This window comes from Dehalococcoides mccartyi, assembly GCF_001889305.1.
In the GTDB taxonomy this organism is placed as follows: Bacteria; Chloroflexota; Dehalococcoidia; order Dehalococcoidales; family Dehalococcoidaceae; genus Dehalococcoides; species Dehalococcoides mccartyi_A.
The window spans coordinates 190283-215152 of the sequence record NZ_CP013074.1; the positions used below are offsets into that span (position 1 = coordinate 190283).

20 protein-coding genes are annotated in these 24870 nt (G+C 48.7%); 5 read left to right on the forward strand and 15 right to left on the reverse strand.

All coding sequences use genetic code 11. From position 1 onward, the window contains the following. The 3 genes from ASJ33_RS01025 to ASJ33_RS01035 are packed head-to-tail and all read right to left on the reverse strand — an operon-like array spanning position 1 to position 5346. Entirely contained in the window at positions 1 to 3213 is a 3213-nt protein-coding gene (locus tag ASJ33_RS01025; RefSeq protein ID WP_041330410.1) for a molybdopterin-dependent oxidoreductase, read from the reverse strand. After that, positions 3206 to 4387, reverse strand: coding sequence for an NrfD/PsrC family molybdoenzyme membrane anchor subunit (gene nrfD, locus ASJ33_RS01030; protein WP_012881461.1), 1182 nt, complete (start codon positions 4385 to 4387; stop codon positions 3206 to 3208). Before nrfD ends, ASJ33_RS01025 begins: the two co-directional genes overlap by 8 nt. Before the next feature lie 20 nt (positions 4388 to 4407). Then, positions 4408 to 5346 (reverse strand): 4Fe-4S dicluster domain-containing protein, encoded by a 939-nt coding sequence (locus ASJ33_RS01035; RefSeq protein ID WP_023651797.1) that lies wholly within the window; start codon positions 5344 to 5346, stop codon positions 4408 to 4410. Positions 5347 to 5821: 475 nt separating this feature from the next. Between ASJ33_RS01035 and ASJ33_RS01040 the strand changes: the two genes are divergently transcribed. Further along, the gene (locus ASJ33_RS01040) at positions 5822 to 6808 is read left to right on the forward strand and encodes an Mrp/NBP35 family ATP-binding protein (RefSeq protein ID WP_041330411.1); all 987 of its coding nucleotides are present in this window, start codon (positions 5822 to 5824) and stop codon (positions 6806 to 6808) included. Positions 6809 to 6903: 95 nt separating this feature from the next. Here ASJ33_RS01040 and ASJ33_RS01045 read toward each other — a convergent pair whose 3' ends face one another. Together ASJ33_RS01045 and ASJ33_RS01050 are read right to left on the reverse strand one after the other, a co-directional pair. Beyond that, positions 6904 to 7269, reverse strand: coding sequence for a hypothetical protein (locus tag ASJ33_RS01045; RefSeq protein ID WP_012881464.1), 366 nt, complete (start codon positions 7267 to 7269; stop codon positions 6904 to 6906). Between the two features lie 146 nt (positions 7270 to 7415). Continuing rightward, entirely contained in the window at positions 7416 to 8255 is an 840-nt protein-coding gene (locus ASJ33_RS01050) for a DegV family protein (RefSeq protein ID WP_012881465.1), read from the reverse strand. Between the two features lie 193 nt (positions 8256 to 8448). Here ASJ33_RS01050 and ASJ33_RS01055 point away from each other — a divergent pair, with 193 nt between their 5' ends. Both ASJ33_RS01055 and ASJ33_RS01060 read left to right on the forward strand, forming a co-directional pair. Continuing rightward, a complete protein-coding gene (locus ASJ33_RS01055) occupies positions 8449 to 9753 on the forward strand; it encodes a LemA family protein (RefSeq protein ID WP_041330413.1) in 1305 nt (434 codons plus the stop codon). 68 nt (positions 9754 to 9821) lie between these two features. After that, the gene (locus ASJ33_RS01060) at positions 9822 to 11741 is read left to right on the forward strand and encodes an endonuclease/exonuclease/phosphatase family protein (protein ID WP_023651802.1); all 1920 of its coding nucleotides are present in this window, start codon (positions 9822 to 9824) and stop codon (positions 11739 to 11741) included. Between the two features lie 72 nt (positions 11742 to 11813). Here ASJ33_RS01060 and ASJ33_RS01065 read toward each other — a convergent pair whose 3' ends face one another. The 9 genes from ASJ33_RS01065 to ASJ33_RS01105 form a co-directional block, all read right to left on the reverse strand. Further along, positions 11814 to 12296 carry a HyaD/HybD family hydrogenase maturation endopeptidase gene (locus ASJ33_RS01065; RefSeq protein WP_023651803.1) on the reverse strand — a complete coding sequence of 161 codons (483 nt, stop codon included), beginning with the start codon at positions 12294 to 12296 and terminating at the stop codon, positions 11814 to 11816. A 2-nt stretch (positions 12297 to 12298) separates the two neighbouring features. Further along, a complete protein-coding gene (locus ASJ33_RS01070; protein WP_023651804.1) occupies positions 12299 to 13879 on the reverse strand; it encodes a nickel-dependent hydrogenase large subunit in 1581 nt (526 codons plus the stop codon). Between the two features lie 30 nt (positions 13880 to 13909). Beyond that, positions 13910 to 14974 carry a hydrogenase small subunit gene (locus tag ASJ33_RS01075; protein ID WP_012881470.1) on the reverse strand — a complete coding sequence of 355 codons (1065 nt, stop codon included), beginning with the start codon at positions 14972 to 14974 and terminating at the stop codon, positions 13910 to 13912. A 53-nt stretch (positions 14975 to 15027) separates the two neighbouring features. Continuing rightward, positions 15028 to 15831 (reverse strand): 4Fe-4S dicluster domain-containing protein, encoded by an 804-nt coding sequence (locus ASJ33_RS01080; RefSeq protein WP_012881471.1) that lies wholly within the window; start codon positions 15829 to 15831, stop codon positions 15028 to 15030. A gap of 787 nt (positions 15832 to 16618) precedes the next feature. Next, complete coding sequence (locus tag ASJ33_RS01085; RefSeq protein WP_041330415.1) at positions 16619 to 17692, reverse strand: ABC transporter permease; 1074 nt, start codon at positions 17690 to 17692, stop codon at positions 16619 to 16621. Further along, complete coding sequence (locus ASJ33_RS01090; RefSeq protein WP_041330417.1) at positions 17689 to 18747, reverse strand: ABC transporter permease; 1059 nt, start codon at positions 18745 to 18747, stop codon at positions 17689 to 17691. The genes ASJ33_RS01085 and ASJ33_RS01090 overlap by 4 nt, the downstream gene beginning before the upstream one ends. After that, on the reverse strand, positions 18744 to 19610 hold the full coding sequence (locus tag ASJ33_RS01095; protein ID WP_041330419.1) for an ABC transporter ATP-binding protein: 867 nt from the start codon (positions 19608 to 19610) through the stop codon (positions 18744 to 18746). Before ASJ33_RS01095 ends, ASJ33_RS01090 begins: the two co-directional genes overlap by 4 nt. Further along, entirely contained in the window at positions 19610 to 20260 is a 651-nt protein-coding gene (locus ASJ33_RS01100) for a TetR/AcrR family transcriptional regulator (protein WP_041330421.1), read from the reverse strand. Before ASJ33_RS01100 ends, ASJ33_RS01095 begins: the two co-directional genes overlap by 1 nt. A gap of 178 nt (positions 20261 to 20438) precedes the next feature. After that, positions 20439 to 20981 (reverse strand): DJ-1 family glyoxalase III, encoded by a 543-nt coding sequence (locus tag ASJ33_RS01105; protein WP_041330422.1) that lies wholly within the window; start codon positions 20979 to 20981, stop codon positions 20439 to 20441. 293 nt (positions 20982 to 21274) lie between these two features. Here ASJ33_RS01105 and oadA point away from each other — a divergent pair, with 293 nt between their 5' ends. Further along, positions 21275 to 23038, forward strand: a complete 1764-nt coding sequence (gene oadA / locus ASJ33_RS01110; protein WP_023651810.1) for a sodium-extruding oxaloacetate decarboxylase subunit alpha — start codon at positions 21275 to 21277, stop codon at positions 23036 to 23038. Then, positions 23028 to 24524, forward strand: a complete 1497-nt coding sequence (locus tag ASJ33_RS01115) for an acetyl-CoA carboxylase biotin carboxylase subunit (protein WP_012881478.1) — start codon at positions 23028 to 23030, stop codon at positions 24522 to 24524. The genes oadA and ASJ33_RS01115 overlap by 11 nt, the downstream gene beginning before the upstream one ends. On the opposite strand, the gene ASJ33_RS01120 is transcribed toward ASJ33_RS01115, so the two are convergent. Further along, positions 24521 to 24808: a 2TM domain-containing protein gene (locus tag ASJ33_RS01120; RefSeq protein WP_034376909.1), complete on the reverse strand. Its 288-nt coding sequence runs from the start codon at positions 24806 to 24808 to the stop codon at positions 24521 to 24523. The two genes, ASJ33_RS01115 and ASJ33_RS01120, sit on opposite strands and share 4 nt — an antisense overlap. Between the last annotated feature and the right edge of the window lie 62 nt (positions 24809 to 24870).

Sequence of the window (24870 nt, forward strand, 5' to 3'; positions counted from 1 at the left end):
TTAGATATTAACTTTTTCCAGTCTGACCTTGGTATCGTAGAAAACTGCACTGCCTCCAATGGTATCAATCAGGCAGGTATTTTTCAGATAGGGGTCTACTCTCATGGCAGCGTTGGCATTGACACCCTTGGTACGTTTTGTCTCACCCGGAATCAGCTCACCGTCAATGGTGATATCCAACCCACCGTAGGCAAAGTGGCCGTACCCCAGTGAGAAGGCTACTACCCCGGGGCGGATACCCTGCATAATGCTTAGTTTGGCGTTCATGGGCCATTCCTGCCCGTTACGCAGATTCCAGACACCCCTGGGGTTGCTTTCGGATACTACCCTGACTATATCTGTTTCGGTCAAGCCAAGCCTGTCCGCATCAGCTTGATTAATAAGTATCGTATTTTCAGGCAGCAGGGGGTTCAGATAATAGTTGCTGGCGGTGGTGGGAGTGCGGGCAATCTCTCTGTAGGTGATTAAGTTCAGGTCATACCCATTCTTTTCGTCATTCAGTTCCTGCCCGTAGCAATCACGCCCGGCGGTAATATAACAGGCATGGCCGGTAATGGGCGCACCCGTTTGCGAGTTTTTAACTTCGGTGGTTTTTTCCAGAAATACATTGAGCAGACGGCCGTATTTGTTGCCCAGCTGCTGATTAGCCGGGTAGCCACCCTCATAGTCCTGGAAGCGGCCGCCTCTGTTCAGCATGTATACAACCTTTGGCCAGTTTTCACCCGCCAGGCTTCGCCAGCGTTCAAGATTGTAAATGTTGTTTGGCATATGGCGTCTGGCTTGGGTAAATATCCGTATTTCTTCTTCGTCTGCATCAGGCACAGCATCAGAGCCGTCAGCTTTTTCACCGAAAGCCAGATTTGCTGCCATCCTAAGGTAAAGGTCATCAAAATGGCTAAGAGGGATACCTGCGCCCAGTCCGTCCGGCCCGAATCCCGGCAAGCCTATTTTTTCGGCCAGACCCAGCAGCATGGCTTCCATTGAAAGGGGAATATCCTGCCCGAATACTTTTACTATTTCCACCAGCGGGGCAATAGCGGGCTGTCTGACCGGCTGGGATTTGAACGGGATAGTATTCTGGCTGCCGGCAAATTCCCAGCGTTCCATATTGGTCAGGTCCGGGAAAATATAATCTGCATACATGGATGTTTCACTGACCACTATATCCGTAACAACCAGCAGGGGCAATTTCGCCGTATCTGTCAGAAACTCCAGAGCGGTATGGCCGGCCGGGACTACGTAAACAGGTGAACCCATGTGCAGGAAAAGAGCCTTGATAGGGTAGGGATAAGCATCTCCTGCCGAAGGGATAACCTCTTGATAAATATCTTCCGAAAGGGGATACCAGTTCCGCTTGGCCGGGTAGCCCTGACTCTTAAATAGGGTGGTATCCTCGTATACATTTCCGTGCCTTACTATATTTACACCGGATGGTGTGAGTGCGCCGGGTTTCATCTTGCCCAGATTAAAGGGGCCACCGGCTTTGCTGCCGCTGATGTCATAGGCAGAGCCTTTGAGCATGCCTCCCTGCCAGTCATAGTTGCCTATAAGCATATTCAGATTCCACCAGGCAAGGGCGTTATAAAAGCCGTTTGTATGCTGGCTGACTCCTCGGTGGACATCCGCCGCCGCTTTTTTGCCGTGGCTGGTAAATTCATAAGCTATTTCGGCAAGGTCATCTGCCTTGACCCCGCAGATATCGGCCCATTCCTCCAGAGTGTGGCTGGAAGCTTCGTCACGGAGTATCTGCAAACTGCTTTTCACCCGTACACTATTTATAACAGTATCAACCAGCAGTTCGCCTTCAGCCGCATTTACTGTGTCATTTGGGTCAAACCGGGTAGGCTCTCCATTTTTCATAATAAGCGGAGTGTCAAAGCTGAAGCTGCCCTGTTCCAATCCTATATCCGAAGCTCGAAGAAGCCTCTCAGCCTTGCCTTTGTCATCTATCTTTACCAGCCAGGTGGAGCCGCTCCAGGTAGGTTCTCCATCTGCATTAGCCGCGGCTTTATTGGCATTTGCCAGATATCTGGCGTCATAGCGGTTGTTATCAAATATCCAGCGGATTAATGCCAGCGCCAGTGCCCCCTCGGTGCCGGGTTTAGCCGGAAGCCATTTCCAGGCCTTTGAAGCAGCCTTGGAGAAGCGCGGGTCTACTACGGCGTATTTCATCCGTCCGCTGTCTAGTCCGTCTGCTATCCGCATGGCGCGGCTGGTCGGGCCGAAGCTGGCCTCGAAGGGGGATGCGCCGGTAAAAATAACAAATTCGCTTTTGCCTATGTCTGCCATCCAGTAAAATTTATCACCTTCAAGAAATGCGCCGGTTGAGGAATCAAACCTGGCACTTAGGGCTTTTGATGCCTGAAACAAACTGCCCTGACAAACTGTTGTGTGCCCGTGAGCGTTTATAGAGCCCATGGCGTCATGGGTAAACCGCTTGATGAAGTCCACCCGTCCGCCCTGAGTCCGCCCGAACATAAAGCAAAAACCGTTGTTCTTAGTGCCCAAATCAGGGTGGTCGGGGTCTATAAATTTGTCCAGATAATCCCGGTGTTTTTCTTTAAAAGCCTCTACCAGAGCTGATTTTTTAGTTTCATCTTTTTCAGCCCAGATAGCCTTTATATCTGTGCTGATAGTCTTGGTGATTTCGGGTGAACGCAATGCCCAGATATCTTTCAAACCTTCAACTGTGCGGTTTTCTTCACCGGGAACGTTTGAAAAGAGTTTGCCGCCGCTGGCTATTTCTTCTACTGCCTGGTCAAAGGGAATGCTCTTCCATTTGTTGGAGCCGCGGGGACCGTCACGTTTTATCACTTTGACCAGTCGGAACGGGTCATATGATGTTTGGGCACCCGAATGTCCTTTGGGGCAGATGCTGGCATCTGTCAGGGCAGATGTTGTCACCGGAGTTTTATAGTCCAGCTGGGGCATCATATTCCAGGGGCTGAACGGGTTTCCGTCCACTTTGGCAATGACGCCGTCAATCAGCTTTACTTTTATACTGCACTGAGTGGCACACTGCTGACAGGTGCTGTAGATGATATCCTCAGGCTTGGATAGGGTATAGTCGTTGTTGCCCAGTATCTTTCTGGGTTGGGTTACCAGTTCGCAGCCGGACAGCAGGGCGGTTCCTCCCAATAAAGCGGAAACCTTTATAAAATTGGCCCGGGTTATACCCCCGGAGGGATTTTTTGCTGCTCTTTCTTTATTCATCACCGGCTTCCTCATTTCCAATTCTGATAGGTATCAGTTTCATCATCTTGGCTACAATGTAAAATACCAGAATGACGGCGGCGGTAATACCCGCTGAAAGTGCCCATTCGGGCAGGCTGGGGATATAACTGTCTATGTATCGGCCATCTACTATGGGGCTGGATAAGAAATCTGCCCCGGCCACTATCTGAGCCGGAATGATAAAATTTAAACGGGCAACAGCCGCCCCAATCAGTACCAGAACGCCTACGGTAAGTCCCCAAGCCGGTTTCTTAGATAAACCGGGTTTGGACAGGATTTTTATCAATGCACCCAGAGCTACCACAATACCCAGACCCATCTGGACTATCCAGAAGCCGTACCAGTACTGTCCGAACATTATATAGTTGGCGGCCTCAATAGTAGGCGGGGTAGCGTCATATATGCCCACAAACAGCACTGAGCCTATTATGTAGGTAATGGCAAGCAGCAGGGTCATGGTGGAAATAACCATAGTCTTGGCTAGACGGGGATAGCCGGGGCTGGTTTTATCCCCGTACAGGGCAACTATTATACGTGAAAGGGCGAATCCGGCGGACATACCGAAGATAGGGAAGAGTACAGGGAAAAGTCCTACGCTCCAGAATGAATGGGAAGATTGGGTGGAAAGGGTAAAGCCGACCGCGCCGCTGGCAATGACTGCTACCGGAAAGCCCAGAATCATCAGCCATTTTATTACCGGTTCTTTGCGGAAAGGCAGGCGTTTCTGAGGCATAAACAGAACAAACAAAATTGCGGCTGTAGCCAGTGCAATCAGGGTATAAATCCAGACGGACCAGGCCAGCACCGAATCAAAATTCGGGTGCAAAAATACGTTCATAACCCGTTCGGGTCGGCCTTCATTGATAAGAATATGTACCAGACCGGCACCCAGGCTGGTCAGTGAAGCCAGCATGAATATTTTACCCGTGCCGGCAAAAGTTTTAACTTTAAAAAGAAGATCAAGCGATGCTATGAAAAACATACCGGCTGCGGTACTGGCAAAAAACACGTAGAGTGCCATCCACAAGCCCCAGACTACGAAACTGCCTAGGCCGAGCATTTGCTGACCGTTGTTGAGGAGCATCAGAAACCCCCAGACTCCGGCAGCAAGGGAAAGGATTAATATGCCCAGTGCTATCCTTTTCCAATTCATGGTTTACCGTACTCCTCCCGCTAAAATAAATAATAAACTGAGGGGTCAGTGCCCAACTCTGATTTAAGTTGGATAATGCCCGGGTTTGCTATAAGCTCCGAAACCAGACTGTCAGGGTCATTGGCGTCACCGAAGTAATTCACCCGGCCGATACAGGTGGTAACACAAGCCGGCAGCATACCCTTTTCCAGACGGTGCAGGCAGAAATGACATTTACGGGCGTTGCCGATAGGCGAATCCCGCTTGGGTGTGCGTGAATGCGCGTTGCCGTATTCAAAATTGGTCGTACTCTGCCAAACTCCGCCTTGTTCATAACCCAGCACCAGACCGGAGTCCTCAGGTTCGTCTTCTAGATAGTTGTCACCGTAATCCATAGTGCGGGCGGTATAGGGGCAGGCTACAATGCAAAAACGGCAGCCTATACAGCGCTGGTAGTCAATAACCACTATCCCGTCCGGCTGTTTAAAGGTGGCACCTACCGGGCAGACTTTGGTGCAGGGGGGGTTATCACAGTGCATGCAGGGGCGGGGAGTAAAGCGTCTGGAGACATTGGGGTACTGCCCCATTTCCTCGTCCATAACAAAACGGTAAATTACTCCCGGAGGTAATTTGTTTTCCGAGACGCAGGCTTCGGTGCAGGCATGGCAGCCGACACACTTCCTAAGGTTGATTACCATAGACCAGTGGCGTTCTTCAGCCGGTTTCTGCATGGCCCGGCGAAGGTCTGCCTGCATACGGATCAGGGGGTCTTCTTTGGTAGAGCCGGGGACAAATGCTGTTTCTTCCAGCGGGAAGCTCACCGTAGATGGGGGTGCCACAGCCGCCGAAAGTTTTTGGGCACGTTCGTCCAGCTTTAGTATTGCCGCCAGTCCCAGCACGCCTCCGGAACTTTTTATAAAGTCTCTGCGTGTCGGGGGCGGGATTGACCGGTTAGTCCCTTTTTTGCCTTTATCTGTCATCGCTTACTCCTGCCATAGTTGATACTTATCTAACAAGATACCTTGTGTAGTTAGGCTGTTTCGGAGGTTAATGGGTGATAGATATTGTGAGGCTTGCTTATTTAGTTGCCGGTATTAGGGGGGTATTAGTCCTAAGGTACTAGTACCACTTGAGTAAAGTATAATAAATAAATTACCTCGTTGTCAATTTATTCAGGTTTACGTTTATTGTCAGAAATAATATAGCACAGACTTCAGACATATTGGGATATGACTATAAGATGTACCCGTTTATCGCTCTAGATATTTGCGTTGACGCTTTTTTTATATTGGTATAATATTACTTATGGGCATATGCCCATAATAACAAAGCAAGTTTCGGACTGCAAATCAATATTTACCAGCCGGATTATTTTTTCTAAAGGATCGGAATTTGGTCAGTACACTTGTCAGTGTTAATATATGTCAAAAAAATATACAGGGGAATGTATAAATTATGTCTATTGAACCTGAAATAAGAGAAGCTCTGGGGAAAATATATGTGGCTGCTGCCGGGCGTATTTTGGCAGACCTGAATCTGCTGAGGAATGTAGAGGTAGAGCCGGATAAGATAAAGCTAAGCTTGGCCGGAGCCGGTTTATCTGAAGACAGCCGGAAAGTATTGCAGCAGGAAATAGGTCTGGCGCTGAAACCGCTGCTTGATAAACAAAAGCTTGAGATTGAGTATATTACCGTGCCGCTAAATGAACTCAACCGGGTTAAAAAAGTAGTGGCTGTTATGAGCGGCAAGGGCGGGGTAGGCAAATCACTTATAACCGGTTTGTGTGCGGTAGCACTAAACAGGCAGGGATATAGGGTGGGCATACTGGATGCTGATATCACCGGTTCAAGCATACCCAAGATGTTTGGTGCCAACAAGCACCTTTCGGGCAACGAGGAAGCCATTTTACCGGCTAAGTCACCTGCGGGCATTTCACTGGTTTCCACCAGTCTGCTGCTTAGCAACCAGAGTGATGCCGTCATCTGGCGCGGGCCGCTTATTTCCAAGATGATTAACCAATTTTGGGATGACGTACTTTGGGGAGAGCTGGATTATATGATAGTTGATCTGCCGCCCGGCACCAGTGATGCCGCACTTACAGTCTTACAGTCGTTGCCCATTTCGGGTATTGTGGTGGTATTTACTCCGCAGGGATTGGTGGAAATGGTAGCCCGAAAGGCGGTCAGTATGGCGGGGAAAATGGGCAAATCCATTATCGGTTTAGTGGAGAATATGGCATATTTGAAAGTTCCAGAATTGGATAAAAAGATAGAGGTTTTCGGTGCTGGACACGGCGAAGAGTTGGCAAAATCAATAGGTATACCGTTTATAGGGCAGATGCCATTGGATCCCGCACTGGTGGCTTTATGTGATAACGGGGATATTGAAAAATACAGCCATCCTCTGCTGGATGAATTGGAAAAAGCTATTTCTCGTTCATAATTAAGTAATAACAGAAATAAAAGGGCAGATTTTTAAGCTCTGCCCTTTTATTATATCCGGTTTAAACTGCGGCTCAGCTATTTTTGACTATGGTTTTACAGGAACAGTATTATTCCAAGTATAGCCAGTTCCAAAGCTATGGCATAAGCAGCCACTACCGACCAGTTTTTTTGCTGAACAAAGTAACCGGGGCTATTTACCGCTGAATAAATGAACATGCCGGTTGCCAGCAGGTATATGCTTTCCCCCCAGCTCTGTTCAGACAGCAAGCCGGTGCCTGCCAGAATAAGCATAAGGGCGGTGGCAAATTCGGCAGCTGAGCGGAGTATAAGCTCATAGGTACCCCATCTGACCTTGTAACCTTTGTTGGGGTCTTGAATTGCCCGCCGGTTAAGGTTTTCCCTCCACTGGAAAATCACCAGTGCGCCCACAATTATTGAAAATATAGCTGCAAAGCTCATTTGGCCCTCCCTGTGTGTTGGGTAGCTCAGGGGGTAGGAAAGAAAACTCCCCGTATATAAAGTATAGCATGTACCGATCTTTGGGATAATACAAAAAGGGGGGATTACGCCCCCCTCAATTAAATACAGTATCTATTATATGATTATCAGGCTTCTTTATATGCTACCCATAGAGTGCCGGGTCCGCCGTGAGTACCCAGAACAGCTCCCAGCTGGGCAATGATGGTCTGGTCTTTGGGGAAAATATCACTAAGCATTTCGGCCAGTTTATGGGCGGTCTCCGGAGTGGTGGAATGAATTACGCTAAGATCTACGATATTTTTCCCTGTTTTGGCAAATTCTACCAGCCGTTCCAGACCTTTGGCGGTGTTGCGTACCCGTCCGCAGGGCTGGTACTCTCCGTCCGCCACTGTAAGTACGGGTTTAACCCCCAGTAGGGAGCCCATCAGTATTTTGGCTTTGCCCAGCCGTCCGCCTACCTGAACGTAACGCAGGGTATCAAAGAAGCCCATCAGTTTTATCTTGGGGATATTGTTTTTACAGTCTTCAACAATATCGCCCAGCTTTTTGCCTGAGCGGGAAGCTATGGCGGCAGCTTTGATAATAAGCCCCATCCCCATGGAGAGCAGGCGGGAATCTATAACCTCTATAGGGCAGCTTACCCCTGAGATTTTGGCACCTTCCATGGCGGATTGGTAAGTGCCGCTGAATTTGGATGAAATATGTATGGATACAATACCGGTGGCGTTGTCTTTGGCCAGCTCACGGTAGACATTTGCAAAATCTTCGGGGCTGGGCTGGGAAGTTTTGGGGTGAATGCCGCCGTTTATAAGCCTGTCAAAAAAGGTTTCCTTGTTTATATCCACTCCGTCACGGAATACTTCATTTCCAAAATGCACATAAAGAGGCACAACCGTAATACCCAGATTTTTTACTATATCAGCCGGTAAATCAGCTGTGCTGTCAGTTACTATCTTGATAGTCATCAGGACCTTATTAACTCCTTGTTGAAATTTTCGGGCAGTGCACACAGTATACTTGTATAATCCTGTTGTGTAAAATTTTACTAATGCAATTAAACAAATGGTAATATTGTAAATATTAATTCGGGGGTTATCCGTCTGAAAGGCGGGTATGTTATTATAAAGACCCTGTAACCTTTGCATAGGGGAGTGGCAAATGGAACTTCAGATTTGGGGTTATCCGGTTTTTGCACTCGGTCTGACAGCTCTGGTGCTGGCATTCCGGACCATGCGCCGTAAACGGCTGGTAGATGATATCCCCACCTCGCGTACCCGCGGGGTTTTTATTGGTCTGGTTGAGCTTAAAGGCACTGCCGAAAGCGAAAAACCTTTTACCGGCTTTCTTTCTGCCGAGAAATGTGTTTATTACCATTACAAGGTGGAGGAACGCTGGTCACGCATGGTGACTGAAAGTTATACCGATGCCAAAGGGCATGTCCAGTTCCGTACCCGCCAGGAGAGCGGCTGGACACAGGTGGCTTCCGGTAAAGAGATGCAGCCGTTTTACCTTAAAGATGAAACGGGGATTATCCTGATTCAGCCGGAAGGTGCGGATATTCAGCCCAAAAACCTGTTTAACAAAACCTGCGGGCGTAATGACCCGCTTTATTATGCCAAAGGTCCGCAAGGGAGTGTAGCCAACTCGGACCACCAGCGCCGTTTTACCGAAGAAGCTATCCCTTTGCATGCAGAGCTTTACATAATGGGTCAATCTAGAGAGAGACAGGATGTGGTTGCCCCTGAAATAGCCAAAGACAAGTCTGCCCCCCTGTACGTAATTTCCACCCGGACTGAAAAACAGATAAGCCGCAGTTACAGCGGCTGGTTCTGGTTTTGGATAATACTGGGTTTGCTGATATCTTTGGGCAGCGGGTTACTTTTGTCTCAACGGGATACGGAGAGCTTTAACTCGGACTGGGGAATTGTGGCTTTGTGGTCTGGGTTTTACCTGCTCAGCTGGCTGCTGGGTTGGCTGTGGGCGGGTTATAACAGTCTGGTTGGGCTTAGAAACAGGGTTTGCCAGGGATATGCCCAGGTGGATATTCAATTGAAACGCCGTTTTGATCTGATACCCAATCTTGCAAAGAGTGTGGAGGGATTTAGCAGGTACGAGCGTGAACTTCAGGAGATGCTGGCCGAAGTACGTACTGTCTCAAAGGTAAACGGCCAGGATACTATGGATATCAAGGGTGCATCGGCCATACTGGTTTTTAATATGGAAAAATACCCCGAACTCAAAGCGGATACAGTGTTTCTGAAACTGCAGGAGGAACTGGCGGCTACCGAGTCACGGATAGCTCTGGCCCGTGATTATTATAATTCTATAGCTACTTTTTACAATACCCGTCGCGAAATATTCCCTGACCATCTGCTGGCCGGTATTTTCGGTTTTAAAGAACGGGTGCTTATAAATGCCAGTGATTTGGAAAGAGCGGCGCTTAAAGTAAAGCTGGCTGAATAAGTAAACAACTTTTAAACATAAATGTTTTCAACGGGTCAACCTTGGTTAGAGAGTGAGGTACGGCAGGTATGAGGGGATTTCTTCAGGCAAAGCCGGGTGCAGTGGAATTTTTATTGCCGGCAATGGTTTTGACCCTGGCGATAAGTTTGTTTCCTCTATTCAGTTCGGGTATGACCTGGATACTGGGTGACCGCTTCGGGCAGGGGGCAGGGGTGCTGGGACTAATTGCCCTTGTTATTTTCGGTCTGTCCTTTCTGGCAAAGCCCCTTCGCCGGTTTTTGTGCAGTTACAAAGCCATTATCTTCAGTGCAGGCGGAGTGGCTATATTGAGTCTGCTTGCCCAGATAGGCTTTGCCGAGCCTCTTATAAACTTTATCTGCTCTGCTTTGGGGTTGTCCCTGTTTGCTGTTTTCTTAGCTGTTTATCTGGATAGTGCCCGGGTGCGGGGGGCATCTTCAGTGGGGCATTTCGGGGCGGGTGTTGTCTTCGGCTTGCTTCTTAATACCGCTTTGTCTGCCGGATTTGGTACTTATGACCAGATAAATCAGCCTTCGGTTTTTCCTTTGCTGATTAGCACCGTAATAGCGGTGTTTATATTATTTTTGCTTGGGGTGCATATGCCTCTGGCTGAGGGGCCGGCTGCTAGTAACAACGGCCTGGGCTGGCTGGTGATAGGGCCATTCCTGTTTTTAGAACTGGTAGTTTTCGGCAATATTGCCCGCTTGTCTGCACTCAGCGGATTTTCCAGCCCGGTTGCCTCGATATTTGTGCTGGGGGCTCTTTCACTGGGATTGGTGGGTATACTCTGGGTATTTTCACTCCACCAAAGGCATATCAGGCTGCTGACCCTGATTGCCAGCTTGTGTCTTATACTTTCACTGACAAGTATTTCTGAAGAGGTGGCTTTTATGAGCCTTATCCAGCAGATGCTTGGGCAGCTGGCAGTGATACTCCTGTTCGGGGTGATTCTTCGCTATATTGGCGGCAGAAAGGCTGATGGAGTGGGTGAAAGCCTGAATCTGCCTAACGGGCTGGGTATGATTTTATTCGTTATACTCCTGCTGGGGTATTATGCGGTGTATCAGGTGGCTGTGCCGTATGATAATACAGTCTTAGAGCTTGTGGCCGGGCTTATAGTGGTGGGTTTGGGTTTGTATTCGGGGCGGGAGTGCCTGCCTTTGCTGGACTTTAAGGGTGAACGCTTTATTTTGCCGGCTATGTCCATACTGCTTTTGACGCTGCCCCTTTTAGGTTTGCTTACCTATAAAACGCCTCCGGCTGCACCTCAGTTTAGCGGCACTCTGCGTATTATGACTTATAATTTACATAACGGGTTTAACACCCAAGGCAGATTGGATATGGAAGCTCTGGCAAGAGTGATTGAAAATAGCGGGGCGGATGTGGTGGCTTTGCAGGAAATTTCCCGTGGCTGGGTGATAAGCGGGCGGGTGGATATGCTTGAGTGGCTTTCCCAGCGGCTGAATATGTACTCTGCTTTTGGGGCTACCGCCGGTGAATACTGGGGGAATGCCATATTATCCAAATACCCCATACTGGATACCCATAATGTTAGTCTGGAAAGTGACGGGCTGCCTATAAAGCGGGGCTATCTGAATGCGGTGCTGGATTTGGGGGGCAGGTATTTGTATCTGGCGGCCACCCATTTGCATCACGTACCTGAGGAAGGGGATGTGCGGCTTATTCAGGCAGGTGAACTGGCAGATTTCTGGGATAATGCTCCCTCTACCATAATGCTGGGTGATTTCAATGCCGAACCGAACTCTGCGGAGATAGGTTTGCTGCGTCAGGCAGGTCTTTCGGATAGTCTGGAAGGACAGACATCTGTTCTTACCTACCATTCAGCAGATTTATACCAGAGGATAGACTATATCTGGGTTTCACCTGATATAGTCTATGTAGATTCGTTTACTATATTTAATCTGGCATCAGACCATCTGGCTGTTATAGCCGATATACGTCTTTCCTGAGGATATTTTAGTAATAAAAAATGGGCGGTGAAAAGCCGCCCATTTTATTTTCAGTTTTTACACTTAAGGGGGTTATTTAATGCCCAGCTCTTCCTTCATCATTTCCACTACTCGGTTTACTGCTTTATCTACTGCCGGGGTCAGCTCAAATCCCGGTGCCATGCTGCCGGGCTGGATGCCGTAAATAATAATATCTTTGGGCATAGCGTCATGATATTTGGCCAGATTAAGTATTTCCATCAGCCCCATCTGGTGGAAAGAGATATCAATTTTTTGCTCGGTCTTGATATCCTCGGGGCGGAAGCGGTATATCATGCCGGGTTCGTCTCCGCCGTGAACCGCATCCAGTATGAACATTTTTTCGCGGCCGGATATAACGTCCAGCAAATCCATGGCAGCAGTGCCGCCGTCATACAGCTCTACATCTTCAGGAATAGGAAACCGGGATAGCCGCTCTATGCAGCGTACCCCGGCACCTTCATCACTTAAGAGTATATTGCCTGTACCCAGGACCAATATAGGTTTGGGAGATTCATCTCCCGGATTAAAAAACATACTTAGTAAACGCGGAAGCGGCTGATTTCATTGCCGGTGGGTGAGACCAGATGAACGGCACAAGCCAGACACGGGTCAAACGAGCGGACAATGCGAACCAGCTCAAACGGATTATCGTTATCACGTACCTTAGTACCGACAAGAGCCTGCTCAACAGGACCGTAAACACCCTGATTATCTTTGGGTGAACAGTTCCAAGTGGAGGGCACTACGCACTGGTAGTTGCTTATCTTGTGGTTTTCAATCTTTATCCAGTGGCCAAGAGCACCGCGGGGAGCTTCCCAGAGACCCATGCCTTCGGCACTTTCGGGTATTTCGTAATCAGCGCACACAGGTTCGCCAATCTTGAGTTCCATAGCCCACTTGACCATTTCATCAGCTACGATCTTGCATTCAAGGGCACGGGCGGCATGTCTGCCGAGTGTGCTGAAAAGGGCGGCAGGGCCGGCACCGAAATGAGCCAAGGTATCGTTTACCATCTTCTGAACCACGGGGTCACCGGCTACGTAGTTAACCACCATACGAGCCAGAGGGCCTACTTCGTAGGGGGTATTCTCGTATCGGGGGGCTTTCAGCCAGGAATAGCCGTCCGGCTTGGTAAATTCAGGTTCGGTTACTTCGTTCAGGGGGTATTCATTGGTTTCACCGCTGAACCAGCTGTATTTGATTGATTCGGTAATCTTGTTGGGATCAAAGGTGCGGAGTTTCAGGTCAGAAGCGGAGACCACACCCTGAGTGAAGAGTCTCTGGCGGGTAGCCAGATTAGTGCCGTTTGCTTCAAGATCAAACACACCATAGCTGAGCAGATTGCCGCAACCCACACCGATACCGAAGTAATCAGGATAGGTTTCGGCTACTGCAATAACGTCAGGCAGATATACATTGTCAATAAAGTGACGCAGGGTATTCAGCTTGCTCATAAAGTTTGAGATGCTGTCTATGCTGGGGTGTGAAGTAACACCGCCGGCTACCACTGCTACACTGTGCGGCATGCGTCCGCTGTAAATAGCGGAAAGTTCGTGAGCCAGACGGCGCATGTTCAAAGCTTCAACATAATGGGCAACTGCGGCCTGGGCAACCTTCTTGGGAAGGCGGTAATCACCTTCGTATCTGGGGTAGAAGGGAGCCAGCATGGACATATCACCGGCAGCCAGAGCCCGGGCAATAAAATCCTTTACTTTTAAAAGTTCAGGATCAGTACCATCATAATCGGCTACTTCGGTTACGTCTACGAAATCCAGAGCGGCCAGATGGTAAAAATGAACTATATGGGAAGCAATATAGTTAGCACCCTGAATAAGGTTGCGGAGTATCCGCCCGTTATTCGGTATTTTGTCAGCTACGCCAAAGGCGGAGTCCAAGTTTAAAGCGGCGGTAGTGCCGTGGGATGTGGGGCAGACGCCGCAGATACGCTGGGTAATATGAACAGCATCACGCGGGTCACGGTCTTTCATAAATATTTCAAAGCCGCGGAACAGAGTGCCGACACATTTGGCATCTTTAACCTCACCGCCGTCTACGGTGGCTTCGATTTTTAGATGACCTTCAATCCTCGTTATGGGATCAATTACTATCTTCTGCATTTTCTTCTCCAAAGGTAAGATTACGGTCTACTAACCCTTTTTCGCGGCATTCCGCTTGGCTTTTTTAGCGAGCTCTACAGCAGCCACACCGGCAGTCAGTACCACGGCAGTGCCGGCAATACCGATAGCCAGTTTGTCAGTACTATTGATAACAGGCGGGGCTTCAAACATGGGAGAAACCTCATCCGGGAAGCCGGGGTGAGCACAGCCGATACACGGCGAATCAGCTTCCACGCACCAACGGGTTTTATTGTTCCAAAGCCTGTCAGAACAATCAGCATATGTCACCGGACCTTTGCAGCCTACAAGGAACAAACAGTAAGGCTCAGACAGCTTGGTGGCAAATAAACCCTTTTCATAGTGGCCGCGGCGCGGACACTGGTCATGAAGCAGTTTGCCGTAGTAAGCCTTGGGGCGACCCATGTCATCAAGGTCAAGTGCATCAAGCCCGCTCATAAGTACGGTAGCCAGAGTGCCCACTACCCAATCCGGGTGGGGGGGGCAGCCAGGCAGATTTACAACCGGGGTAGTTATATTGTGCTCTTTAAGAATCTCTGAAACGGCTTTGGCGCCAGTGGGGTTGGGGGCAGAGGCAGTGATGCCTCCGAAGGCGGAACAAGTACCGGCAGCTACCACGGCCAGTGCCTTGGGAGCAAGGTTCAGTACATGCTCAAGCATGGTGATACCTTCGCCGTCTTTTTCGCCGATTTCAGCGTAAACTCCGTCATCTTTAAGAGGTACAGAACCTTCGATTACCAGTACAAACGGTCCTTTGGCGGCAGTATCGGTAATAGTGCTCATGGCCAAATCACCCTGAGCGGCCATAATGGTGGGGTGGTACTGCATGGATACATGAGTACCGGGCACTACCGAAGTCAGCAGTAAGTCCTGGATAGTGGGTGAGACAACGTTGATAGTAGAGATAGTGCAGCCATTGCAGCCTGCACCCTGCAGCCATATAACCGGGATTTCTTTCAAAGCCTCGGCGAACATTTTTTCAAACTCGGGGAGCTTTAAAGCACCCAGACTCAGGGCGGCAGTAGAGCCGGCGGCTAGCTGTACAAAATCCCGTCTAGTAAGTTTAGTATTAAACATTTTTCCTACTCCATTCCAAAGTGGTTCTTTTGTCTAAACCCGCTTACGCCGGTCTAGTGCTTGCCAGCCTTATTTTCAGCATGCTCGGCATCGTGTGCCTGAGCCTGAATTCTGCGGCCGCGGAAGTACCATACACCAACCATCAGCGAAGCTACTATGGAGATTTCCAAAGGTATATTGCCAAGGAATTCTCTGGTAAAGCTGGGGAAGAACTCATGCTCGTGCATGTCAAAGCCGAGTTTTTCGGGATGGACGCTGCTTAAGTATAAAACATGAGTACCGCCGGCTTCTTTTTCGCCGTAGACATAGGGGTAATATCTGTCAGGGTTGTTTGAAAGTCTTTCATAGGCTTCGGCAAGCAGGTCAGCCCGTTCGCCGAATTTAATAGCGCCGGTGGGGCAGGTAGTTGCACAAGCCGGTTCCATGCCTTCATCTACCCTGTTCCAACACATAGTGCATTTGGTGATTTTAGCCCAGTTGTCATCCCACTCAAATTTGGGGATTTGGAAAGGGCAGGCATTTTGACAATAGCGGCAGCCGAAGCATTTATCTTGATCCCAGACTACTGCGCCGTTAGGCCGTTTGTGGAGGGCACCGACCGGACATACTGAAACACAGGCCGGTTCATAGCAGTGTAAACATCTTTTATGAGCGAAGATCCATTGAAGTTTTCCGTCTTCTTCAATCTCCCTGCACTCCAGCAGGTTGTAGTTGAATGCATTCTGTTCCAGGGGATTGGTCACTTCAGGACTGAAAGTTGTCTTGACAGCGGGGTTTTCGTTCCACTGTTTACAGGCTACCTGGCAGCCTCGACAACCAGTACATCTAGTGGTATCAATCAGCATTCCATTAGGCATTCCTGTTGCCCCCCTTGTGCTTTAATCTATAAAGGGCATCGCCCTGTATTGCATAAACCAAATGCCATTGTGCAGGCATTTTGCAAAAGAGGTATAGAACCCATATTGTCTAGAATACCTCTAAATGCTACTCACGTGCAACTTGCAAAGTTCTAATACTTTCCTTCTGCCTTAAGTCCGTTGGCACTAGGCCTTTTTTCGGCCAATAGCAGACGGAGTTCTGATTGGTAATTGATGTATTGTAACATACAGGTTTTTACATCGTCAAAGGGGTATTAGTACTTTGATACTAAGTCTTAATCGTAAAGTAAAAAATATTGTATATATTTTTACAAAAGATTATAAGGAACTAATATTTTTGGAAGTTATCTGTAATAGAGCAGGCGGAATACCTTGCGGTTTGTCTGCTAAGCGAGGCATTTTAACACCCTTAATACTGAGTGTCAAACAGGTTCTTTGCTTTATAAATACGGTAGGCTGAACACCTGTTCAGTTTGCTTAAGGCGGTACGGATGCAAAAGGATGCTGTTTTCTTCTATGGAAGAGTGTATGGCAAGGAAAAGCTGACGCAGGAGGTTTTAACTTATCTGGTTGAGTAAACTTAGCCAGAGATGGTATCTAGAGAGTAACAGCATCTGACATGGCTAATACGATAAACCTGATGTGATTTGAATAAATAGCCAGGTTTTTCCTCTATAGTATTCTGTTTGCAGCAGTATCTGGATAAGCATAAAAAGCCGCCCGGTTCTGGATAGAGCGGCTTTATGTTTTAACCCCAAGAATTTTGTCAGGTATAAAGGCGCAGGGCAGAGTTTGACATGCGTTTGACTACGTTGGGAACCACTGCCAGCAGTATAGCCACCAGTATCATGGTTATCCCTGCGTTCAGGGCTATATCAGACCAGCTGGCATCATATATGCTCAGGTCTACTACCGGTTTTAAGATGTAATAGGTGGGGAAGAAGTAGCCTATCCACTGGGGTATCTGGGGGAAGAGGTAGATAAAAGCCGGCCCGAAAAGGAGCAGCCCGCCAAACTTCCAGACGGCAAAAAGGGTGTTCATATCCTTTATAAAGGCACCTGCCAGAAGCCCCAGCAAAGAGGCCATTAGCGAACCCAGTACCAGCATCAGTACCAGCGGCAGAGGGGCATTGCCGAAAGCTGAGTTCATACCGAGTATAATAAGCCCCATAATTAAGCCCAGCAGAGTGCCTATGGCCCCCTTGGCGGTAAATATTTCGCCCAGAGTGGCCGGGGTGATATTGACTGCTTCCAGAGTGCGTTTTTGTTTTTCATCTATAAGGGAACTGGCCGGCAGCATCAGCCCGCTGAAGAACATGGCCATGAGTACCACGAAGGGGAATAAGCGGTCAGACCAGGGTACGTTTTGCTCATCTCCAAGTGAGATGGAGTTTATTTCCACCGGCACTTCTGCCCCGGTAATCTGTCTGGCGGTGTCAGCCAGCACCGCCGGGATAATCATGCGGTTTTTAGCCAGACTTTCCCCCCAGACATAGGCACTAGACTTAAGGGTATTGGTCTGGAGAAGGGTGGTATCAAAATCCGCCGGCAGTACCAGCCCCATGTCTACCGCACCGCTTGTGGCCGCTTCTTTAAGGGCGGCTTCGTCAGGGTATTCCTTAATAAGCAGGGTATTATTGTCTTTTAGCAGGCTTACAAGCTGGGAGTTGCCCAAATCAGTCAGCCCCAGCTTGGGTTTTTCCGAAAAAATATTACCGAAAGCCAGAGATATAAAAAGGGAAATAAGTATGGGGGTTACCACTACCATTATAAAGGTAACGTCCTTAGGGCCGTGGATTACTTCGCGGTTAAAAAGGGTGATTATATGCTTTATGCTCATTGGTAACGCCTCCGCAGGACAACAATACCGGCTGCTACTATTACGGCGGTAAAGCCCAGCAGGATAAGCAGGTTTCCGCCCACTACGCTTAGGTCTGCCCCGTAGTTAACCACCCGGTTTACGGTATCTGTCAGGTAGTACGAGGGTATTACCTTAGCCCAGCTGCTTATCAGGCCGGGGAACATTATGCCCATGCCGGGTATAGCCAGAATGATAAACAGCAGCATACCCCAGGCGGTTACCGACATAAGGCTCTTGGTAAGCGAGGCTAGCAGGAAGCCCAGCCCGGTTACCATAAGGCTGCCCAAAATAAGCACGCTTAAGGTTATAAGCGGCTGGGAGCTGAACCCGCCGACCAGCAGCATAAAGAGCACCACCTGCCCCAGCGCCATGCCAACCCCTATTATACCTTTGGCGGCAAAGAGTTCGGGTACGCTCATAGGGGTTACCAGCAGGGCTCTGGCCGTACCCTGTTCGTTTTCTTCGGCTATCAGGCTGGCCAGACTGAGTATTTCCATCATAAGTATAAATATGGCCAGCAGGGGTACCATCCGGTTGCGCATGGGTATCTGTTCACCCAGCATATCCTGTCCCATTACCTGCTCGTTGGTATCGAATGTAAGAGACTGGCCGGTCTGAGCGTAGGACAGCTCTTTTACCAGGCTGATTATGGCATCCCGCAGCTCAAGCGGGGCGGATGAGGAATAATATATTTCTATTTCGGGTTTGCCGCCTGAAGCCCAAACCTGCATGATATCTTCCGGCAGGGCAATAACTGCCTGGGTATCCCCGTTTTCCACTGCGGCTTTAGCTTCATCAAGCGAGTCATAGCTGGAGAGGCTGTTTGCCGGGTCTGCCACCAGTACTGAAAATGCCGGCGGCATGACTGGGGCGTATATACCCGCTTTAAGCTGTTCGTCCACTTTGTTGGGCATGATAAAGAAGATAATGATATAAAATACCAGCCCGACAATAGTCATCAGCATATAAAAGCGGTTTTGTAGGAAAAGGGAAAAATCCTTTTTCAGCAGGGCTTTTATAATGCGAAAGTTCATTCGGTCAGCCTCCGTCCGGTTATCTTTATAAAGATATCCTCCAGAGTGGCTTCTTCGCTGTGCAGGGTCAGCACCTGTTCGCTATCAAGGAGCTTGCTGACCTCTGCGGAGGTTTTACCGGTATCCAGGGCAATCTCTCTGTTTTCCAGTTTTCCGTCCGGGGTTTTTATCTTGGCTACCAGGGAACGTTTGCCGTACTGCTGTTTTAAGTTAACCGGGGCATCCAATGCGGCAATAGAGCCTTCGTTTATGAAAGCAACCCGGTCACACAGTTTGTCTGCTTCCCACATGTCATGGGTGGTTAAAAATATGGTTGCCCCCCGCTTGCGTTCTTCCAGTATGATGTCCCGGATAGATTCTGAAGATACGGGGTCAAGCCCGGAGGTGGGTTCGTCCATAAAGAGTATGCTTGGGGTGTTTACCAGAGAGCGGGCTATCATAAGGCGCTGTTTCATGCCCTTGGAGTAACCGGATACTTTGTCTTTTTCCCGTCCGCTCAGTCCCACCCTTTTTAAAAGAGCATAACCGTCAAAGTTTTTCACCCCGAACAGGTCTGCAAAAAGCTGGAGGTTTTCCAGAGCGGTCATTTGTTCGTACAGATTGGTCTGTTCAAAACAGATGCCTATCCGCCGGTGGATTTCCTCGGTATCTTTAGCCACATCAAATCCCAGCAGGGTAGCCCGGCCATCCTTCGGTTTGAGCTGGCCGGTCAGCATTTTCTGGGTGGTGGTTTTGCCTGCCCCGTTGGGGCCCAGAAAACCCAGAATTTCACCTTGTCCAACCTCAAAGCTTATCTGGTTTACCGCTTTCAGGTCTCCGTACCAGTAGCTCAGTTTTTCTACCGAAATTGATATTTGACTCATCAATTACTCCTTAAGCCAGTTTTTGGGTGCCTGTTATTGATATCCGGTATCAGGCAGGCATCGTTTTTAAAGAAGCCGTACATCATTATCCGGGAAAGTTCCATCATAAGGTTTATTTTGTCTTTGGCGGGTTCAAACAAGGCGGCGTTGGCATTAAAACCATCACGGACCACTTTCAGGTAAATAAATACCGCTTCTTCGGAAAGAGACGGGTCTACATATCCTTCAGCTTTGCCGTCCGCTATCAGTTTCTGCCACATGGGCTGGATTTCTTTCTGGTAGATTTCCTGTATCAGGGCGGCTACCTCCTCATCCATGTGCACCAGTTTTTTCAGTATCTCTTCCGGCATTTTGCCGGCCATATCGTTTTTGTTGGAGAGTATCAGCTGTATTTTACCGGGAAAGGGCAGGGGACGGGATATGATATCTTTTGCCTGTATCAGGCTGTTGTCTATTATTTTTTCCACCACCACGTGCACCAGTGCTTTTCTGCCCCCGAAATTGTTGTAAATGGTAGTGGGGGAAACCTTGGCCTTGCGGGCAATATCTTCAATACTTACTTTGCCGGCATCATGTGAGTTCAAAAAAAGGTGGGTAGCGGCCGAGATTATTTTGTCACGGCTGGCAGTGCTCTGTTTGGTTCTGGTCAAGGGAATTTGCTCCCCCTTTGGAATATAATACTGTAGTAATGCTATAACTTTACTACAAGTAAGTCAATATCTTTCGGAAAATATTTTTTGCAAACAGGTGATGCTATGTGGAATAGTCAAGCTGTTTAAATACAAAAGGGGGCTTTTAGCCCCCGTTTTATTTCAGATGGTGCGGTATCTAAACCAGCATTTCGTCACGTACCACCTTAGCGGCCTGGGGTTTGGCAAACATATCCATCAGGGTCAGGGCAAAATCCATGGCGGCCTGAGGGCTTCGCCCGGTAATAAGTTTGCCTTCCGCCTTTACCCGCAGGTCACAGGCAGTACAGTTTTTTAGCAGGTGTTTAACCCCCGGATATATGGCAACCTCTTTGCCGTTTATCACCCCGGCTCTGGAAAGGACTGCCGGACCGGCACAGATAGCCGCCAAATATTTGTTTTCGGTATGGGCAGTGCGGATAAGCTCAAGCACCCGCTGGTCTTTGCCCATATTTATAAAGCCGGGATTACCTCCGGGCAGAACTAGTACTTCGTAATCTGTGGTCTTTAGGTCATCTATATACATATCCGGCATGATGCGGATTCCCCTTGAGCCGCCGGTAAGACCGTTTTTAAGCCCCACTATCTTAACCTCAAGGTCTGCCCGCCGGAGGATATCCGTAATGGTGCAGAACTCTATTTCTTCAAAACCCTCGGCTAACAAAACGGCAAAGCGGCTCATAGTTTCCTCCGAAAACAAATAAAAATAGTGATACCCGCACTCGGGAGCTTAGCCCATTTGGAGGATTAATATTATAGCCCAGAAATTTGCCGAAGTGAAATGTGCCTTTTTCAGCTACAAAGTCACAGGTTTGCAGGCCTTTGGAGTGAACGGCTAATGCTTGCCGTTTCTTGACAGTACAGTAGGGCTAAGATAGAATAAACTTCATTTCTGTCTTTTTGCCTCAGTATTTTCATATGTCCTGTCTGAGCGAATAGCAACCGGATTACTAATATAGACGGTAGGTTAATAATATGGGTATAAAGATAACAGATACAACTCTGCGGGATGCGCACCAGTCACTGATAGCCACCCGAATGCGTACCCGTGACATGATTGATATTGCCGCCAAACTGGATAAGGTTGGCTTTTATTCACTGGAAGTCTGGGGCGGTGCTACATTTGACTCCTGTATCCGTTTTCTGAATGAAGACCCCTGGGAACGTCTCCGACTGATACGCCAGAAAGCGCCCAATACCCCTCTTCAGATGCTTCTCCGCGGGCAGAATCTGGTGGGATACCGCCACTATGCAGATGATGTGGTGCGTGAGTTTGTCCGTTTGTCCGTTAAAAACGGCATAGATATTTTCCGGGTTTTTGATGCCTTGAATGATACCCGAAATATGGAAGTTTCCATCCAGACGGCCAAAGAGCTTAAGGCCCATGTTCAGGGTACTATCTGTTATACCACCAGTCCCATTCATACCGTAGAGAAGCTGGCCGAGATGGCAGTGGAACTGGAAAAAATGGGCTGTGATTCCATATGTATCAAAGACATGGCCGGGCTTATCACTCCTACCGCTGCCGCCCAGCTGGTCAAGTCTATAAAAGCCAAGGTCAAACTGCCGGTGGACCTCCACTCACACTGCACCAGCGGCATGGCGCCTTTGGCTTATTATGCTGCGGCCGAGGCCGGGGTGGATATAATAGATACCGCCTTTTCCGCCTTTGCCTGGGGTACTTCCCAGCCCACCACCGAAAGTTTCGTGGCCGCTTTTCAGGGTACGAAACTGGATACCGGGCTTAATCTGGAACTTATGAGCGAAATAGGTGAGGAATTTAATAAAATAAGTTCTACTTACCGCTGCCTTTATACCTGTGAAGCCACCCAGCCGAGTATCGGCGTGCTTCTCCATCAGATACCCGGCGGTATGATTTCCAATCTGGTCAGCCAGCTTCGCCAGCAGAATGCCTTTGACAAACTGCCGCAGGTATTGGCCGAAGTACCCAAAGTAAGGGCTGATTTGGGCTATCCCCCGCTGGTTACCCCGTCAAGCCAGATTGTAGGTACGCAGGCCATTTTGAACGTGCTGAGCGGCGCCCGCTACAAACAGGTAACCAAAGAAACTAAAAACTATCTCATGGGGTACTACGGTAAAATACCCGGTGCGGTAAATGAAGAAATACGCAAAGCTATTATCGGTGATGAAAAACCCGTCAGTGTCAGGCCGGGGGCTTTACTTGAGCCGGAACTGCCCAAGATGAAAGCCGAAGGCGAAAAGCTGGGTATACTTAAAACCGAGGAAGACCTTTTGACTTATGCCATGTACCCTGAGGTAGCTGCCAAATTCCTCAAGGGTGAGTGCAAAGAAGAGTGTCTTCTGCCGTCTACGCCTGAAGCTGCCAAATCCGCCAAGACTGAAGTGAAAGCTGAAGCCAAATCCGCTCCTGTTCTTAGCGGTACGGCTGAATATAGTGTAGAGGTAGACGGAGAGGTCTTTACGGTCAAGGTTTCTTCCAAGGCCGGTATAGTTGGTGAAGCCCCCAAGGCTGCTAAACCTACTGCTTCGCATCCAGGTGCGGTTGTTTCTCCCATGCAGGGTATGCTTCTTTCACTGAAGGTGAAGGAAGGGGATAAGGTAACCGAGGGTGAAGTAGTGGCTACCATAGAAGCTATGAAAATGGAAAATGATGTCACTGCCGCTGTAAGCGGGGTGGTTTCGGAAATATATGCCTACGAAGGCGAAGTGGTAGGCAGTAAAGACGTTATCATGGTGATTGAGCCAGATGCTAAATAAAATACTGGTTGCCAACAGGGGTGAAATAGCCATACGCATTATGCGTGCCTGCCGTGAGCTGGGCATAAAGACTGTTGCCGTCTATTCCGATGCTGATAAAGGTGCTCTCTTTGTAAAGTATGCAGATGAAGCTTATCATATTGGTCCTGCCCAGCTGTCTGAGAGCTATCTTAATATTAAAAAGATAGTTTCTGTTGCCAAAAAAGCGGGGGTAGACGGGGTTCACCCCGGATATGGCTTTTTATCAGAAAACCCCGGTTTTGCACTGGCTCTGGAAAAGGCCGGCATCAAATTTGTAGGTCCCAGCAGCCGGGTTATAGAGTTGATGGGCAACAAGATTGCCGCCAGGCGTGAAATGAAAAAAGCGGGTGTGCCGGTACTCCCGGGTACCGAGGGTTGTGTTTCCGGTATTGAGCAGGCCACCGAAGCGGCAGCAGCAATTGGATATCCGGTTATTATAAAACCCAGCGGCGGGGGTGGCGGTATAGGCATGCGGGTGGCCAACGGTCCGGATGAGCTTAAAGATGCCATAGAATCCTCCCAGAAAGTAGCCGGAAACACCTTCGGTTTGGCCGAAGTTTATATTGAAAAATATATATCCAAGCCACGTCATATAGAAATCCAGATAATGGGTGATTCCCAGGGCAACGTGGTTTATCTGGGTGAGAGGGAATGTTCTATCCAGCGGCGTTATCAGAAACTGATAGAAGAAGCCCCTTCGCCGGTTATTACCCCCGAACTCCGCAAGAAAATGGGTGAAGTGGCTATCAAGGCCGGCAAGTGGGTTAACTATGAAGGTGCCGGCACTATTGAATTCATCTTTTCAAACGGCCAGTTTTACTTTCTTGAGGCTAATACCCGGGTGCAGGTAGAACATCCGGTTACCGAAATGGTTACCGGCATAGATATAGTCAAAGAACAGATAATGGTAGCTTCGGGCAACGAGCTTTCTTTCAAACAGGAAGATGTTCAGATGCGGGGCTGGGCTATAGAGTGCCGTATCAATGCCGAAGATCCCTTAAATGAGTTTGCTCCCTCAGCTGCCAAGCTTAAGGGTTACCGTTCACCCGGTGGTATCGGGGTACGGGTAGACAGCGGTGTTCATACGCGTTATAACATACCCTACCTGTATGATCCTATGATATCCAAGCTTATTGTTTGGGGCCGTACCCGTGAAGAAGCAATAGCCCGTATGCGGCGCGCTCTTTACGAATACATTATAGTAGGTGTGAAGACCAATATCCCCTTCCACAAAGCGGTTATGGTCAATCCCAATTTTGTGGCCGGTAATCTGCATACCCATTTCATTGAGAAAGAAACAACCCTGCTTGATGAAATGAAACGCATTATGAGCGAAGAACAGCCTCTGGAAGAGAAGCTGTCTGAGATATTTGATGATACCCGGAGAATTGCCGCTATTGCGGCGGTTACTGCCCTGACCCAGCTTCCGGCTGAAATTGATGAAGATGAGATAACCGGCGTTTAGAGGTTTTTCTTTAAACGCCCTATCTCTTTCTGGATTTCCTTGTTTTCCCAGTCACTTTCATCGCGCATAAAGCCGAAAACACTCAGAAAGTGGAAAATCAGCCCTATACCCCAGCCGCCCAAAGGGAAAATAAACCAGGGGTATGAACTGCCGGTAAATGCCCAGATACCTATAAGCATCAGGTTTATCACTATGTATACTGAAAGGTGATTGTAAAATTCCTTCTTTTCCTTGACCCTTTTCTGGGCAACGCGGTAGATTTCGTCGTCAGTCAGCTGTTTCATCTTGTATGCCTTCCTTCATTTGGAATTATGATTTATTTCCCCGGTGTAATCAAGCCCTCCGC

What these genes read in the sequence shown, in the direction of transcription:
- ASJ33_RS01095 (WP_041330419.1), bottom strand. Translation starts at nt 19,610, where the DNA reads ATGAGTCAAATATCAATTTCGGTAGAAAAACTGAGCTACTGGTACGGA.
- ASJ33_RS01050 (WP_012881465.1), bottom strand. Translation starts at nt 8,255, where the DNA reads ATGACTATCAAGATAGTAACTGACAGCACAGCTGATTTACCGGCTGAT.
- ASJ33_RS01070 (WP_023651804.1), bottom strand. Translation starts at nt 13,879, where the DNA reads ATGCAGAAGATAGTAATTGATCCCATAACGAGGATTGAAGGTCATCTA.
- ASJ33_RS01080 (WP_012881471.1), bottom strand. Translation starts at nt 15,831, where the DNA reads ATGCCTAATGGAATGCTGATTGATACCACTAGATGTACTGGTTGTCGA.
- ASJ33_RS01085 (WP_041330415.1), bottom strand. Translation starts at nt 17,692, where the DNA reads ATGAGCATAAAGCATATAATCACCCTTTTTAACCGCGAAGTAATCCAC.
- ASJ33_RS01090 (WP_041330417.1), bottom strand. Translation starts at nt 18,747, where the DNA reads ATGAACTTTCGCATTATAAAAGCCCTGCTGAAAAAGGATTTTTCCCTT.
- ASJ33_RS01025 (WP_041330410.1), bottom strand. Translation starts at nt 3,213, where the DNA reads ATGAATAAAGAAAGAGCAGCAAAAAATCCCTCCGGGGGTATAACCCGG.
- ASJ33_RS01075 (WP_012881470.1), bottom strand. Translation starts at nt 14,974, where the DNA reads ATGTTTAATACTAAACTTACTAGACGGGATTTTGTACAGCTAGCCGCC.
- oadA (WP_023651810.1), top strand. Translation starts at nt 21,275, where the DNA reads ATGGGTATAAAGATAACAGATACAACTCTGCGGGATGCGCACCAGTCA.
- nrfD (WP_012881461.1), bottom strand. Translation starts at nt 4,387, where the DNA reads ATGAATTGGAAAAGGATAGCACTGGGCATATTAATCCTTTCCCTTGCT.
- ASJ33_RS01060 (WP_023651802.1), top strand. Translation starts at nt 9,822, where the DNA reads ATGAGGGGATTTCTTCAGGCAAAGCCGGGTGCAGTGGAATTTTTATTG.
- ASJ33_RS01035 (WP_023651797.1), bottom strand. Translation starts at nt 5,346, where the DNA reads ATGACAGATAAAGGCAAAAAAGGGACTAACCGGTCAATCCCGCCCCCG.
- ASJ33_RS01065 (WP_023651803.1), bottom strand. Translation starts at nt 12,296, where the DNA reads ATGTTTTTTAATCCGGGAGATGAATCTCCCAAACCTATATTGGTCCTG.
- ASJ33_RS01045 (WP_012881464.1), bottom strand. Translation starts at nt 7,269, where the DNA reads ATGAGCTTTGCAGCTATATTTTCAATAATTGTGGGCGCACTGGTGATT.
- ASJ33_RS01120 (WP_034376909.1), bottom strand. Translation starts at nt 24,808, where the DNA reads ATGAAACAGCTGACTGACGACGAAATCTACCGCGTTGCCCAGAAAAGG.
- ASJ33_RS01040 (WP_041330411.1), top strand. Translation starts at nt 5,822, where the DNA reads ATGTCTATTGAACCTGAAATAAGAGAAGCTCTGGGGAAAATATATGTG.
- ASJ33_RS01055 (WP_041330413.1), top strand. Translation starts at nt 8,449, where the DNA reads ATGGAACTTCAGATTTGGGGTTATCCGGTTTTTGCACTCGGTCTGACA.
- ASJ33_RS01115 (WP_012881478.1), top strand. Translation starts at nt 23,028, where the DNA reads ATGCTAAATAAAATACTGGTTGCCAACAGGGGTGAAATAGCCATACGC.
- ASJ33_RS01105 (WP_041330422.1), bottom strand. Translation starts at nt 20,981, where the DNA reads ATGAGCCGCTTTGCCGTTTTGTTAGCCGAGGGTTTTGAAGAAATAGAG.